Annotated in this window: 13 protein-coding genes; all 13 read right to left on the bottom strand. The window is 51.7% G+C overall.

The window, feature by feature from the left end; translation table 11 throughout:
* Positions 1–3: 3 nt before the first annotated feature.
* Complete coding sequence (locus B7988_RS09135; protein WP_073319400.1) at positions 4–717, bottom strand: ComF family protein; 714 nt, start codon at positions 715–717, stop codon at positions 4–6.
* A gap of 91 nt (positions 718–808) precedes the next feature.
* Entirely contained in the window at positions 809–2,062 is a 1,254-nt protein-coding gene (gene rodA, locus B7988_RS09130; RefSeq protein ID WP_073319397.1) for a rod shape-determining protein RodA, read from the bottom strand.
* On the bottom strand, positions 2,040–3,914 hold the full coding sequence (mrdA, locus tag B7988_RS09125; RefSeq protein WP_073319394.1) for a penicillin-binding protein 2: 1,875 nt from the start codon (positions 3,912–3,914) through the stop codon (positions 2,040–2,042). The genes rodA and mrdA overlap by 23 nt, the downstream gene beginning before the upstream one ends.
* The gene (mreD, locus tag B7988_RS09120; RefSeq protein ID WP_073319391.1) at positions 3,907–4,398 is read right to left on the bottom strand and encodes a rod shape-determining protein MreD; all 492 of its coding nucleotides are present in this window, start codon (positions 4,396–4,398) and stop codon (positions 3,907–3,909) included. The genes mrdA and mreD overlap by 8 nt, the downstream gene beginning before the upstream one ends.
* Positions 4,391–5,218 (bottom strand): rod shape-determining protein MreC, encoded by an 828-nt coding sequence (gene mreC / locus B7988_RS09115; RefSeq protein WP_088657663.1) that lies wholly within the window; start codon positions 5,216–5,218, stop codon positions 4,391–4,393. The genes mreD and mreC overlap by 8 nt, the downstream gene beginning before the upstream one ends.
* 14 nt (positions 5,219–5,232) lie before the next feature.
* Positions 5,233–6,255 (bottom strand): rod shape-determining protein, encoded by a 1,023-nt coding sequence (locus B7988_RS09110; RefSeq protein WP_073319386.1) that lies wholly within the window; start codon positions 6,253–6,255, stop codon positions 5,233–5,235.
* 131 nt (positions 6,256–6,386) lie between these two features.
* Positions 6,387–6,752, bottom strand: a complete 366-nt coding sequence (locus tag B7988_RS09105) for a hypothetical protein (RefSeq protein ID WP_073319383.1) — start codon at positions 6,750–6,752, stop codon at positions 6,387–6,389.
* Between the two features lie 188 nt (positions 6,753–6,940).
* Positions 6,941–8,248 (bottom strand): hypothetical protein, encoded by a 1,308-nt coding sequence (locus tag B7988_RS09100; RefSeq protein WP_088657662.1) that lies wholly within the window; start codon positions 8,246–8,248, stop codon positions 6,941–6,943.
* A gap of 143 nt (positions 8,249–8,391) precedes the next feature.
* Positions 8,392–9,330, bottom strand: coding sequence for an AgmX/PglI C-terminal domain-containing protein (locus B7988_RS09095; protein WP_073319377.1), 939 nt, complete (start codon positions 9,328–9,330; stop codon positions 8,392–8,394).
* Positions 9,331–9,332: 2 nt separating this feature from the next.
* The gene (locus B7988_RS09090) at positions 9,333–9,827 is read right to left on the bottom strand and encodes a biopolymer transporter ExbD (RefSeq protein ID WP_073319374.1); all 495 of its coding nucleotides are present in this window, start codon (positions 9,825–9,827) and stop codon (positions 9,333–9,335) included.
* 2 nt (positions 9,828–9,829) lie between these two features.
* On the bottom strand, positions 9,830–10,717 hold the full coding sequence (locus tag B7988_RS09085) for a biopolymer transporter ExbD (protein ID WP_073319371.1): 888 nt from the start codon (positions 10,715–10,717) through the stop codon (positions 9,830–9,832).
* Between the two features lie 39 nt (positions 10,718–10,756).
* Entirely contained in the window at positions 10,757–11,377 is a 621-nt protein-coding gene (locus B7988_RS09080) for a MotA/TolQ/ExbB proton channel family protein (protein WP_073055360.1), read from the bottom strand.
* Positions 11,378–11,564: 187 nt separating this feature from the next.
* Positions 11,565–15,455 (bottom strand): tetratricopeptide repeat protein, encoded by a 3,891-nt coding sequence (locus tag B7988_RS09075; protein ID WP_088657661.1) that lies wholly within the window; start codon positions 15,453–15,455, stop codon positions 11,565–11,567.
* Between the last annotated feature and the right edge of the window lie 32 nt (positions 15,456–15,487).

Below are 15,487 nucleotides of genomic sequence, written 5' to 3'. Positions count from 1 at the left end.
CATCTAATTGATTTCCCATTCCATCTGGTTGTCGGCGACAAAATCGGCAACAGCCGAGGCCGGCTCGTCATAAAGTAGCGTGCATACCTTGACCGGGAGCGGGAAATCCCGTCCGAAAGCCGCCAGGCATGCCGAAGTGGTCGCCCCCGTCGTAAAGACATCGTCCACGACGACAACCGTCCCCGATAAAGGAGGCTTTTTTAGCACGCAGCCAAATGCAAATGCCACATTGCGCTCCCGTTCTTCCTTGGAAAGCTTCGTCTGCGAAACAACAAAAGTCTTTCGCTTCAGCCAACGGCAGACTTTACCGCCCAAAGCAAGCGAAAGCGCCGCGGCAATCTTTTCGGCCTGATTGTAGCCGCGTTCCCTATACCTGGCCCTATGGAGCGGAACAGGAACAAAGTAAAGCGGTTTCGGGAACATGGACATTTCCTCGCGCAAAAGCCCACACCGAACCGATGCCGAATGTTTGACCAGATACGTCGCCATTCCCGAAATTCCCCTATACTTGAGCGCATGCACCAAGCGCCGTGTCAAGGGCCGCATGGGGTACAAACTATAGGTATCCGGCCCGGGAGCCACATCTATAGTCGATTCGCGTTCCAGTTCCTTGACACACTCCGGGCACAGCCAAGGGTCCAAGGCCCCCGAAGGGCTCCCGCATCCTAGGCATTCGGCTCCAAAAACAAAGCGTTCCACATTTTCTATCCAGCGCATATGAACTCCTCGGAACCCAGGCAACGGGTCCCTCTTTATCTATACGCCAAATTTCTGAAAAGTGGGAAAAATGATCCCCGGCAACTTTTGACTAGCGGCGACGAGCCTGGAAGTGCAAGCAAAGCAAAAAGCCGACCAGCACCATGCACGTCAACGCGAACGAGCCGCCATAAGACAGGAACGGCAAAGGCAAACCCGTTACCGGCATAAGGCCTACCGTCATCGCGATATTCACCATAATATGGAACAAGAAAATCGTCGAAGCCCCCATGACCATGAGCGTCACGAACGGGTCCGAAGACAACCTGCAAATCGATGTAGCACGCCACAGGAACAGGGCATAAAGAACCAGCACAAAGGCGCATCCCAAAAAGCCGAACTGTTCACCGAGCACGCTAAAGATAAAGTCCGTATGTTCTTCGGGCAAAAAGGCAAGGTTTGTCTGCGAACCGTTTCCAAAACCTTTTCCGGTAAGGCCGCCCGAACCGATTGCTGTCAGCGACTGTAACACCTGATAGCCATCACCCAAGGGGTCGCTCATCGGGTCCAAGAAGGTGTTCACGCGTTTTTGCTGGTGCGGTTCGAGCATGTTCCACGCCATGGAACTTGCATAGCCCGCAAAAATATTCGCCATCAGGATCAAAGCCGTCAACACCTTCGGAAGTTTCCTGCGGAACAGGGCAAACACCACCACGCAAATCAAAAGTCCCCAAAGGATTTCAAATAAAAGCGCCTGCGAATGCGAGAAAAGCACCGAAAGCACCGGGCTCACGATCAGGAACATATCGGTCAGGGTAAGGCCCGCAAAAAAGAACCCCACCATGGTCACGGCGATAAACACGAGAGCCGTACTCAAGTCCGGCTGCTTAAGCACCAAGGCGAAAGGCACAATGAACAAGAAAAAAGGAACCACGAAAGATTTCAGCTTGTACAAGCTAACCGGATGTTTCGAGAGCCAGTAAGAAATAATCAGCAAGTAAGCAATCTTTGCAAATTCCGAAGGCTGCAACTTGAAAACGCCCAAGTCGATCCAGCGCCCAGCACCCTTCACCACGTCACCGGCAAAGAACAACACCACCACAAGCAACACGAGCGCAAGCACATACAGCGGAATTGCCGCTCGCTTCAACCAGTCAATACGCACAAAAATCAAAGCTACGGCAATGACGCTACCGAAAACGAAGTAAACGATCTGCTTGAACCAGAACAATTCCACCACAGAAGTATCTTCAGCAATCGTAGCCGAATACACAAGGGCAACACCCACGCTCATCAAGGCAAGCGTAAGAGCAATGAACATCCAGTCAAACCGGAGCGAACGGCTAAGGAGTCGATTGGGCTTCATTTTTTCCCGCCTCCTTTTCCTTATTTTCAAAATAGGCTTCCATCACCTTCTTGGCGATCGGGCCCGAAACAGCACCGCCGCCACCCGCAGCTTCCATAATCACGGCCACGGCAATTTCCGGGTCGTAAAGCGGCGCCACCGCGGCATACCAGGCGTGAGTCTTTTCGCCCTTCTTCCATTCACCGGAACCGGTCTTTGCCCCCACCCGAATTCCAGGGAGGGCGCCACGCTTACCAGTGCCCCCTGGATGGTTCACCACGGAATCCATGGCGGCAAGCAAAATACGGTGCGTATACGGTTTCATGTTGCCCGGGCGAACAATTTCGGGCTCGTAACGGCGGACGACATTCCCGTCGATATCGCGGAGTTCCTTCATAAAGTGCGGCCTGTAAACGCCACGCCCCGTCGCCAAGGAACCAATCAGGGTCGCCTGTTGCAAAGGCGTTACAATCTGTCCCTGGCCAATCGAAAGGTTCAGAATCAAGCCGCGAGCCCAGCGCCAGCCCAAGCGCTTGTTTTTCTGGTTAAACGACGCCGAATCCGGAAGCCAGCCACCCTTTTCGCCAGGAATGTCAATTCCAAGCGGTTTTTCGCCCAAGCCAAAACGACGGCCGAATTCATTAATGCGGGCCATGTCAATATCGAGACCGGCCTGGTAAAAGAACACGTCACAGCTCAGGCGAATCGCGTTCACCACATTCAAGCTGCCGTGCGTGCCCCAGCATTTCTGGTAGCGCGCCCCGTACTGGTAGCCACCCGTACAGGGCTTGGAATAATACTTGTTCTCGGTCAAAATTCCGCTTTCAAGGCCAGCGCCCGCCGTCACCAGTTTAAAAACAGATGCCGGCGGATACGTACCCGAAATGGCGCGGTTCGTAAGCGGTCTCATGGAATCAAGCGCTACATGCGCCCAGCCCTTGTTACGCTCGCGCTTTTTCAGGGAGAATATATTCGGGTCCAGTCGCGGCGAAGAAACCATCGCCAGAATTTCACCATTGCGCGGATCAATCGCCACAAGCGCCCCCTTCGCCGAATCGGGAATCGCTTCTTCGGCAACCTTCTGCAGGCGCAAATCAATCGTCGACACCAGGCGAAGCCCCGGCACGGGTTCCGTGCCCTCGACGCCGTCAAGCGAGCCCACTTCGCGTCCGGAAGCGTTCACTTCCACAAGCTTCATGCCGTTAACGCCACGGAACTCCTTGTCGTAAAACTGTTCCAGTCCCTTTTGCCCGATTCGGTCCCCCTGCGTATAGCCTTCGTATTCCGGCAACTTGAGTTGCTCTTCCGAAATTTCGCTAGTGTAACCCAGCGCATGCGAGGCCAGCGTGCCGTAAGGGTATTCGCGACGAGATTCAATCACCGTCATGATACCGGGCAATTCTTCGGAACGTTCTTCAATAATGGCAACCTGTTCGGCGGTTGCATCTTCCAGCAGGCGAATCGGCCTATTCTTGATCCAGCGGGAACGTTGGAACGCCGTATCCAGCGAAAGGGAATCAAACAGGCGTTCGCCCGAAGCATCCTTGATGCCGAGCAACTTCATGAACAGGGAATCGCGATCCACTTTCTTGCGGGGCATGTTGATTGCAGTTAATGCAATCTGATAAGAAGGACGGTTACGCACCAGCACTTCGCCATTGCGGTCATAAATGTATCCGCGCTCGGCAACAAGAACCACTTTGCGCAGGCGGTTGTTTTCGGAACGTTGCAGGTTTTCGTCGTAATGGGTAAACTGCAGCGAAAACAGGCGCAAAATGAGAACGAAGAACATGACCACGACACCTGTCATGTAAACAAGCACATTCCAGTTCCTGTTTTGCAGGGTCTCGTTTTCGGACATTCCCTTAAGCATGCTTCTTCTTTTTGCTGCCCAAATCCAGGTAGAAGAATATGCCGCCAATCAGCATCGTGTAAATGCATTCGGGCAGCGATTTCGTAAGGAACAAATTCGTGACAACGTCTTTAGAAAGGCCCGTAATCGCAAAGTAAATCATGTCACTCACAAAAAAGCCAAGGCCAAGCACGCCGACTTTAGCGGGCAAATTGAGCGAAAGGAATCGTTCTTCAAGCTGCCCCACCGCATAGCCTACCACAGTCATGGCAATCGTATTTGCCCCGAGCCACTCCACAGGCGCATACACGTCTTGCGTAAAGCCCGCAATAAAGCCCCAAAAACATCCGGCCGTAGGCCCTCTTCTAATGGCCATCGCCACAATGAAGATCATTACGAAATCGGGCGCCACGTCAAAGAAACTGAGCCAATCGGCAACCGTCATTTGCAAAGCAAATACGATTACAAACAAAACAAGCGATTTCAGCCACCCCAAGTTATTCATCGAGCAGCTCCTTGATTATCCAGTCCGGTTCCTTTTCCATCACGAACACTTCTTCAAGAATCGAAAAATCCTGGAACGGACTTACTTCCATCTGGCGCATCACATCGAGATCGGACTTGCGGACTTCCTTTACGGTGCCCACGGGAATGCCCTTCGGGAAAATGCCTCCCAGGCCAGAAGTCACAAGCGTATCGCCCGCATGCACTCCCGCATGGGTCGGAACAAGCGCCGTCAAGCGGACGCCATCCATCGATTCCAGGAATCCCACCACGCGAGTACGACGGTCCATTACAGACAACTTAAGATTCGGGTCTACAAGCAGCTGCACACGCGAATGGCTTATGCCCGCTTTTGAGATTTTTCCGACCAAGCCGTTCATCGAAAACACGGGCATGTTTTCTTTCACGCCATGTTCTGTACCGCGGTTAATCACCATCGTCGTAAGGAATCTTCCGGGATTGTGTCCAATCACGCGAGCCGTCACAATCGGGAAATCCCATTTGTCGTCAAATCGGACTAGCGTGTGCAGTCGGGCAAGTTCCTGCAAGCCTTCACGGGCATGGTAGGATTCTTGCCTCAAGCGTGCGTTTTCTTCTTTCAGTTGTTCGTTTTCAAGCGCTACAGCCTTGTAATGCCCCACCGCAGACACAATGCGCTGCACCGGGAAATACAGCGTCGACACCGCCGACGAGACAATACTCTCGCGAATCGTGTTCGGCGCCTGCCTCATCAAAAGGCCTAAAGCCAAGAAAAAGACAAAGGCAACGATGCCGTGCCTTTGTGTAAACAAGTCGACAATAAAGCGAATCGCCCTAAGCATCGAGCCCTGTCAAATTAGTTCGAAGATGCAATCAAAACCGGGCGATATTTATCCAAGTCTTCAAGAATGCGTGCAGCACCCTTACAGACGCAGGTCAGAGCTTCATCAATCACGTTCACCGAAAGACCCGTTTCCTTACGAATACGTTCATCAAAGCCGCGCAACTGAGAACCACCACCCGTCATGATGATACCCTTGTCGTAAATATCGGCAGAGAGTTCCGGCGGAGTGATGCTCAAGGCCTGCTTCACGGCTTCGATAATGGCCGTCACAGGTTCGTTCAAGGCTTCACGGATTTCGGCGCTGTTAATCGTAGTTGTACGCGGCATGCCGGCCAAGAAGTCATGGCCCTTCACTTCCATGGTCAATTCTTCTTCGAGCGGGCTGGCAGAGCCAATCTGGATCTTGATCTGTTCTGCAGTGCTATCACCCACGCAAAGGTTGTACATGGTGCGCAGGTAACGGACAATCGCTTCGTCCATTTCGTCACCGCCCACGCGCACAGAGGCGTTACAGACGGTGCCGTTCAAGGCGATAACGGCGATATCGGAGGTACCACCGCCAATATCCACAATCATGTTACCCACAGGGTCTTCCACAGGAATGCCCATACCGATGGCGGCAGCCATGGGTTCGTGCACCAGGTGAACTTCCTTGGCGCCGGCCTGCTTGGCCGCATCGATCACGGCACGCTTTTCCACTTCGGTAATACCGCTCGGGACACCGACTACCACGCGGGGTTTCACCATCCACAGCGGGTACTTCTGCACGCGCTTGATGAATGTCTGCAAAAGGTTTTCCACCAGTTCGAAATCGGCAATCACGCCATCACGCATCGGGCGCACGGCGCGGCTTTCGCCTGGCGTACGGCCAAGCATCTTTTTCGCTTCAAAACCGATGGCAGAAACACGGTTATTTTTGCTGTCCACCGCAATAACCGTAGGTTCATTAATGACAATTCCCTGACCTGCCACATGGACTAACGTATTCGCTGTGCCGAGGTCAATACCGATATCGCAAGAAAAGAGGCCGAACAAAATCCAATCCTTGTTTAAGATTTAACTTCCAATTAAAATATAAAAAGTTACCAGTTATTAGTTCCTTGTTCCTAAAGATTTTCAATATGAAATTCTAGTAACTTGGAACTCAGAACTGTCGCGAAGCGGCATCACCGCAGCGAGTCCGCGCCGAACTTCCATTCTTTCTTGTAGCGATCCCAACCACGCGTATTCACATCATAGCGATACTTTCGCTTTTCGTGCATGGCAATGTCTTTGTAGATAAAGAAATCCACCTCGGCATAGGCCGCATAAACGCGGGCCTCCGCGCCATCGAAAAGTCTAAAGTCCTTGACCCGGTAGTAAGGCGTGTCCAGGAGTCCTTCGCGCGTTTTGGAGGACTTGATGGTCTCTGCCACCATGAACTTCAAGTCGTCTTGCAGGTAATCAGTTAATTTATTCTCAATGCGTTCCGTCGGTTCGGAACAGCCCAAAAGCAAAACAGCTGTAGCCAATAGGCAAACAATAAACTTCATACCTTAAATGTAGAAAGAGAATAGAGTAAACAGTGGTTAGTGGTTGGTGATTAGGAGAATCTTGATATATTCAACCCCTGTTTACTAATCATTATTTACTAACCACTAATTTGCGCCGAAGGCGTAAACAAAAAACACCCCTCCAAGAGGGGCGTCTTCGTATTCAAGTCCGAACAATTCCGAAGGAATTAGAACGAGTAGGTAGCATCGAGGCGGGAGAAGAGACGTCCTTCACCCTGGAACGGGTTGCGGAACAGTACGTCTTCAGCAACAGTCACATCAATCTTCAAGCGTTCTTCGATGTTGATACCGAAACCGAATCCAACATGGTCGTCGGCAGTGCCGTCAGCCAGCGGGTTGGTAGAGAAGAACGTACCGTCGTCCTTGCAAATGCCATAGCGGGAATCGGTGTAGTTGTTCTTGGAATTCACGTTGCAATCGGTGTAGAGAATGGACTTCTGGCCACCCACGCGGATAACGAACCAATCCCACCAGATGTTACGTTCGATACCGAAGCTGATCTTGCCGCCAACGTCGGAACGCTTGTCCCAGTGCGGGTCTTCGTCGTCGCGGGAATCATAAACCCATGCGCCACCGTCCACAGTCTTGTCATAGAACCAGTCATGAGCCTTCTTCTGATTCCAGATGAAGTCAAGGCCGAGCCAGAAGAAGCCGCGATCCATAGCAACGTTAATGCCCATGCCAGCCTGAGCATGCTTGTCTTCGATGCCAGGAGCCTGAGCAAGCTTGATAGAAGCTGCCGGAACCAATTCACCATCGATAGCTTCCATGGTGAAGAAGGCGCGAGCCTTGGCGAGAATCGTGAAGTCGCCATCGTCAAAGAAACTGTGGCGATCCGGACCATACTGCACGCGAGCGATACCGCCGGCCAATTCATAAGAGGTACCGCTACCCGTCTGGAAATTCAAGCCACCGTCCAACTGAACGATAGATGCATAGGCATCGTCGTCAGTCTGGTAGGTGCCGCTTTCATCGAGATCGCCACCATCCTGGTGAGCGATGTAGATGTGCAAGCCCCAAGCGTCACCGCTAGAGAACGTACCGCCCAAGAAACCGTCAAAGTTCGTTACCGTTTCAGGAACAACCGCATAGGTATTCTTGCCAGTCTGCACGTAGTCAGGCAGGTACATGGCGAGGTCGGAGTTAACGCGGCCGAAGAGCCCACCAATCGAGAACTTGGGATCGGGATTGTTGTCATCACCGAAGGAGATTGCAAAGATGCCGCCAAAAGTCGGGTGCTGCGGATCAACGTTGCCGCCAGCAGACATATTGTTGTCGGTATAGGCACCGAAGCCACCGATCAAATAGTTGGAGTAAAGGTTTACGTTTGCGGGGTTATCGAAGATGCTCACATCGTCCATGATGTAAGTAGAGTTCTTGCCCATGGATTCAACACGTGCAAAGGTTGCAAAAGCAGAACCCACACCAAGAATACCGAATGCGGCTCCAACCGCGGCAGCTGTTCTTAAGTTCATTGGAAAACTCCTATTGAAATTTCTGTTTTTAAAGTTAGTTTAATTAAACGAAAAACGCAACAATATTTTAAACAAAAGCCAATTTTTTTATACAAAAAAAGGCCGGACTAGAAAGTCCGGTCTTTTTTCAAGTTTTCGCCGAATTATTCGGAGAAGGTGAACGGGATCGTAACAGTGGTGTTACCAGACTTCACCTTGCTGAACTTCCAGCGGCTCACAGCGTTCTTGACTTCGCCGTCAAATTCGCCGTAACCGGTCGTAGAAGAAGCAATGGAGATACTGATGATTTCGCCACCCGGAGCGATCGTGAACTTCAAGGTAACCTTACCCTGGAAGCCCGGTTTCTTCTTCAGGAACTTGTTATAGATGTGGCGGAGACCCGGAGTACGCTGACGCACAACCTTCATGATGTCTGCAGCGGAACGAGATCCACCACCGGCACCCATGTCGATATCGCGTTCAGACGGAGTCCTGATGGAGCCCTTAGCCTTGGTAGCGATACCACCGCCACCGCCGCCGAGAAGACCAGCCAGGCCGTCACCGATACCACCGGAACCACCTTCGGCATAACCTTCGTTAAAGCCACCATCAGCCTTACCGCGACGACCACCGAGAACGGTCTTACCCGTCGTCTGGAGGCCAGCCACGTCCTTCAGCACCTTGTCGATGTCCTTGGAGAACTTCTGGTTCTTCATGAGGTCATAGGCGCCTGCGGAGGCATTCTTGGTCTGAGCAGTCAAGAGCTTAAGCACACCACGAGTCTGGGGAGCGTTGGGCTGACCCTTACCACGCGGCTTGCCACCACCACCAGCCTTCTTACGAGGCTTCTTGGGTTCTTCCTTCTTCTTCTCTTCCTTCTTCTCTTCCTTCTTTTCATCGATGGTCATAGAAGCAGTAAGATCAGCAGCGGCAGAGTCGTCGAACACGACTTCGTCCACCACCTGTTCGTACATGGAAGCCCAAAGGCAGATAGCCAAAGCTACGACTAAAGAGATACCGGCAATAGCACCCATCTTCTTGTCGGATTCCGGCATCAGGGACGCTACTAACGGATCCATTTCGGGAGTATTCTTTTTAGCCATAATTATTCCTCCCCTCCGTTCTTCTGCATAACGGCGAATGCAATGTGCGTGTAGCCAGAGAAGCCACAAGTGGCCATGACCTTATACATTGCATCGTAAGGGATGTTCTTGTCGATCTGCACAACGATGTTACCGGCTTCGTCAGCAGGAAGACCCATCTTCAGGGCATGTTCCTGTTCCGTTGCGCGGCGTTCCTTAAGAACGGAGTCCACCTTGGTCACAAGAAGGTCTTCTTGCTTCAAGACGTCTTCGGTAGGAACGATCTTTGCATTATCGACCACAACGTAGTTGTTATCGACCACGACCGTCAGAGCCACTTCCTTCGGCTGCACCTTGGAGGTAGACACCGGAAGAATGAGGTTTTCGGCCTGGGTCAAAAGCTGACCTTCAGCGTCCAAGTTCTTGATCATGAACACCAGAATAATGGTCATCATGTCCATCATGGACGTGAGGGAGAAAGGTACGTCTTCGCTAAATTTACGAGTTCTTCTAGCCATGATTAACCTCCCAGCTTAGCAAGGTTGATCTTGCTGAAACCGGCTTCTTTAGCGCGGTCCATAAGTTGAATGATCTTATCGAACTGGGTGTCGTCGTTAGCAACGATGATGATGTTATCGACGTCTTCGAGGTCAATGAACTGCGTATGGATCTGAATCAGGTCCTTAGCGATCAAGTCGTAAGCAGACAGCGGGTAGATGATGTTCTTTGCAGCCACATCCGGTTTCAGCGTACGAGCCGAGTTCGGAGTGAGGGTTGCAAGCACAGCGCCTGCGCTCGGCTTCTTGAGCATCGGCGGCGGGGTCAGACCCATAGCGCCTTCGCCAGGAGCAGCGAGGAATGCGTTGTTACCGTCCACGTATGCGCTGTCAGGCACATTTTCGGACTGAGAAGAATACACGGCCCAAATCACGCGGCCCGGGTCTTCTTCGGATTCCTTGTTGATTGCCCAGAGTTCGATGGTCTCGATTTCATAAAGATACTTTTCTTTATCCATCTCAGAGCCATCCTTGCACTTGGGACCATGACCGCCATCAACGGCCGTCTTCACATCTTCCGGCGCATACGTAATGAGCTGCGCATCGGACTTGCAACGGAACGTCCACATTTCCTTGAAGTAAACGTTCGGCTGGAAACCACCGCGGGCACCGATCACCAGGTAGTCACTGGTAATGGCGAGCGAGAGGTTCAAAGCCTGCTGGTCCGGTTCCGGAGGCGTATCGTTGTCCATGTTCATCATGCTGCGTTCCGGCATGTTGATTTCAACGATAGCAAGCTTGGAGAAGGCGGTCATAGACAACAGCATAGGAATCAGGATTGTAAACAAACCCATTGCCGGCAACAGGTCCGGTTCTTCGGGTTTGGCAGGTTTCTTAAGTTCTCTTGCCATTGTTTTATAACTCCGTTAAAATTATCTCTCTATCTTCGATTAAGCGAGAGAGTTGATAATCTTGAGGCCCTTTTCTTCCATTTCCTGGATGAGGCGTTCGGAGTTCATGTTGAGGAGGCCAACGATGACCAGAAGAGGCACAGCGGAGAGAAGGCCGAGGAGAGTCGTACCCATAGCGATAGCAATACCATCGGAAAGGGCCTTGGCACGTTCAGCAGCCGGCTTGTTAGCCACGGCATCGAAGGTGTAGATCAGACCGTAAATGGTGCCCATAAGTCCAAGCAACGTGGAGATGGAAGCCATAACCTGAATGATGCTGATATAACGAGTAAGACGAGGAGCTTCAGTCAGGAACACGGCGTCGCATGCGGCCTGCATGGTTTCGCGACCACCGTTACGGGCAGCAACGATTGCAGCCATCACGCGAGCGATCGGAAGCTTGGTTGCGTTGGCATAGCTGAGAGCTTCATCATAGCGCTGAGCAGAGATGTGAGTGCCGAACTTGGCCAAGAAATCCTTACGGCCCTTAGCGCTCTTCACCATGATGTAAAGGAAGCGTTCAACAGAGAAGCCGAGGCCAATCATGAACACCACGAGGATGATCCACATGAACTGGTAACCATCAGATTCCGGGCTGAAGGATTGAAGCATTTTAGACATTAGAGTACTCCTTGATTGAGTGTTTTGGTTTATTTTGAAAAATCTTTGTTCATATTTAATCTTTTTTAGGGCAAAATTGTGTAGTCGAGCCGGTAAAATCTTGTTTACTACTCAAAAAACGCCATTTTTACCCTTATAGAATAGGGGAACCCTATGAACTAGGTTCCCCGTAAAATTGTTTTTACCGCTATTTCTTCTTGCCTTTCTTCTTAGCGGCCTTCTTCTTAGCCTTCGGGGCCGGAGCCGGAGCGGCTTCCGGTTCAGCGGAGTCGGCGGCATCATCCATAGAAGAGCCAGCAGAAGAGGACGTAGAGACGGCACCGCCAGCGAGCTGCTTCTGGAGGTCAGCAAGTTCAGCCTTCAGCTTTTCGTTTTCAGCCTTGGCGTCCTTGATGATTTCGCGGTAGGTCGTGATCTGTTCTTCCGGAGTCATGACTTCGGACTTAGCAATCTGTTCCAAGCGAGCCTTGGTCTTGAAGTAAGCCGGGTCAGAGAACAAGGTGGACGGGTCGAACTTTTCGATCTTGGTGTTCAAGGTCTCATTGTTTTCATCGAGACTCTTGAGGAGTTCGAAGAGCTTTTCGGTCCACTGGTTTTCGATACCGTAGTGAGCAGCAGCCTTAATACCGGTTGCGCACTGCGGGATAGCGAGTTCCTTAGCGCCGTTAGAACGGTTGGTCAATTCCTCGCGGTAAGCTTCCAAATCTTCGTGGACGGCTTCCATAGCGTCTTCCTTGACCATGCCTTCGTATTCCACATATTCCTTCACGATAGAAGCGGAGTCCGGCAGCGGGGAGTTGGCGAACGCATCAGCCACTTCGACGAACACGGCGCAACCCTGGTAGTACATTTCGATGTAGCCTTCTTCAGCTTCGATCACATCCTGGTTGTAGAAGCCCTGGTCGCGGGCAAGGTCGATGTTCTTCTGGAAGATCGGACGTGCCTGTTCGTAGTAGCTCGGGAGCTGCTGCACGATACCGATTCGTTCGGCGAAGATTTCTTCTTCCTTCTTGCCGTTGAGTTCCTGTTCGCGGATCTTGGCGGCCATGGTCACGAAGAGCAAGCCCATCTTGTTGGTAGCCTTGAAGGTCCAGCGTTCAGATGCGTAGGTAGCAGACTTCGAGTACTGGCTCATGGCCTTCTGCAGGATGTCCACCAACTGCTTGATGGTCTTGGCCTTTTCCTTTTCCTTGCCCTTCAGGACAATCGGATCCATCTTGTGGTATTCGTATTCACCGAGGTAGAAGGCAGCTTCAGCCGGAACACCCGGGTCAGCATTCTTGATCTGAAGACCATACTTGTCGTAGGCTTCCAAAGTCTTGCGGTAGTCTTCAACAGCCTTGTCTTCTTCCTTAAGTTCCATGTAGGCACGGGCAGCACCGATGTAGGCAGCAATCAGCTTTTCCTTGTCATCGTTACCGTAAGCCTTGATGAAGTTGTGATATTCAGAAGCGGCGAGATCCCACTTCTTGGCGTTGGCGTAGGCCATCGGGATGCTGAACGCAGCGTCGAGGGCGTAGGAGCTCTTCGGGTAGTCGCGAACGAGGTCCTTGTTACAACGGATTGCTTCGTCGGTCATCTTGGCTTCGTCGTAGCTCAAGCATGCGCTATAGAGGTAGCCCGGAGTACGTTCATCCTTCGGATAGCGCTTGTAAGCAAGTTCATAGGTCACAGCAGCAGACTTCTTGTCGGCGATGGTGTCATAGACCTGGGCTGCAGAGCCGATAGCCATGAAGGCCATGGAATCCTGCGGGAAGTTGTTCGTGATGAACAAGTAGGTCTGTGCAGCTTCGCGGTATTCCTGTTCGTAGTAAGCCTTGTCGCTCTTCTTGAGGTTGGCAGCCTTCTTGTGAGCGTCACCAGCACGGACGATACCCTTAATAGTGAGCGGAGACTTGGCATACTGCTTGGGAAGGATCATGAAGGTTTCGGCAGCCTTAGTGAACTGCTGGTCCTTTTCGTAGGCGGCACCGGCTTCGAACACGGCCTTGTCAGCAATGTCGATAAGCGGGTAGCGCTTCACAAGAGCGAGGTAAGATTCAGCACCCTTCTGATACTGGCCCTGCTTGACGGACTGTTCTGCCATCTGGAAGAGCACGTAGGCAATAGCCTTTTCGATTTCCTTGGCCATGGAGTCGTTGCGAGTTTCCTTGACCTGGGTGTACTGCTTGTAGAGCCATTCGAATTCGGTGAGGGATTCGTCATACTGACCAGATTCCAAGAGAGACTGGGCAAGCATACGGCTGATGAGCAAAATGTACTGATGCTTCGGGAAGTCCTGTTTCAGCTTGCGGAGCACGCCCACAGCAACCTTGAACTGCTTAGCTTCGTAATGAACGATAGCGGCGTTGTATGCAAGTTCTGCAGCTTCCTTGTTCTGGCCGTACTTGGCCATGTACTTGTTAACCTGTTCGAAGTAAGCCTTGGTTTCTTCGGACTTATAAGCCTTGACAGCGTCATCGCCATACTTGGTCTTCTTGGCCTTTTCGCGAGACTGGTCCATCATGAGCACGGCGTTATATGCAGCTTCTTCCTTCTTCAGGAGAGCTTCGGAGCCCATCGGGCGACGGCCGTAGCGAGTGGTGTCGGTATCGACGATCCAGTTGAACATCTTGGCGGCGTTAGCAAACTGGCCCATTTCCTGGTACACGAGAGCGAGGTTGATGTGAACCTTGTATTCGTCCCAGGTCGGTTCCTTGGCATAACGCTTGAGGAATGCTTCGTAAGCCTTGATGGCTTCGGCATACTGCTTCTTACCGGCTTCAAGGTCACCTTCCTTGGTGAGCTTAGCTGCGCGTGCGTGGTGGTACTGCGGAATGTCGAGCATAGCGCCACGGATTGCAGTTTCAGCATTCTTCACAGATTCAGGATACTTCTGGTTCTTCTTGTACCAAGAGGAGCTACGGTCATAACGCTTCACCACGACATAGCGGTGCTGCTGGGCTTCTTCGAACTTCTGCTGGATGATGAGGATTTCAATCATCGCAATATCAGCAAGCGGAGCGTCGATGTAGTCCGGGTTGATGGCCATCAAGCGCTTGAAGGACTGCACGGCTTCTTCGTTACGGTCGTGGTCCTTGTTCTTCATACCGATACGATAGTACACAGAGTCCTTGAACGGAACCTTCTTGTCCTTCAAGAAAGCTTCAGCTTCAGAGACACCACCACCTTCAAGGTCAGAGAAAGAGGCAGCCATGAAGTCCATAGCTTCTGCGCGCAAGTCTGCAGGATATTTACCCTTGTCGGCACCGATAATATATTCGTAGTACTTGATTGCTGCAGTTTCGTATTCTGCAATGTTGTAGTAAGATTCAGCCAAGTGGTACATGGCGAGAGCCGCTTCCTTACCCGTAAGGGTTTCGAAACCAGTCACCTTCTTGTACGCCTTGATTGCGTCGCGGAACTTGCGGTTCATGAAGTGGTATTCCGCAATACGGAGCCAAGCCTTCGGCACGAGACCGTTGTCCGGGAAGTTTTCGACCAAGCGCATACGGAGCTTGTATGCTTTTTCGTCTTCGCCACTGGCTTCCTGCACGGCGGCAGCCTGGTAGATCACGGTCGGAGTCTTGTCTTCCTTCGGATACTTGTCGATATATTCAAGGAAGTAACCGAGAGACTTCTGGTGGTCTGCCTTCGGGAGCTGGTCGATGTTGGCGCACTTTGCCGGCTTGTTGTCACGGTCGGCGCACCATGCTACATCTTCTTCGTACTGGGCGTTCTTATCGAGGAAGAGCTTTTCTTCGAGCTGGAACTGATAGTGGCCCAACTGCTGGAGTGCAGAAGCGCAACGCTTGTTCTGCTTACCCTTACAGTTGTTAACTTGCTTTTCCCACTGTCTAATGGCATCTTCCATGCCCTTTTCATCGAGGCCGCCGGAACGGCAAGCCTGTTCGGCCTGGTTCTTGAGCACCTTGTAGGAACCCACACACTGAGTCTTTTCCGAGCCCTTCGGCATGGCCTTACACTTGGCCGCCAACTTCTTGGCTTCATTGACTTTGTCTTTACAAGGATCCGACGCTGCAAAGGAGGAGCCTACGAGCGAGCAGACGATTGCACCAACAAGCAAAAATTTTTTCATTTTTCTCTTTCCACCTATTAAGATAAAAAAGG

This window comes from Fibrobacter sp. UWB1, assembly GCF_002210325.1.
Classification (GTDB): domain Bacteria; phylum Fibrobacterota; class Fibrobacteria; order Fibrobacterales; family Fibrobacteraceae; genus Fibrobacter.
This window is presented reverse-complemented; position numbering and strand designations above follow the sequence as displayed.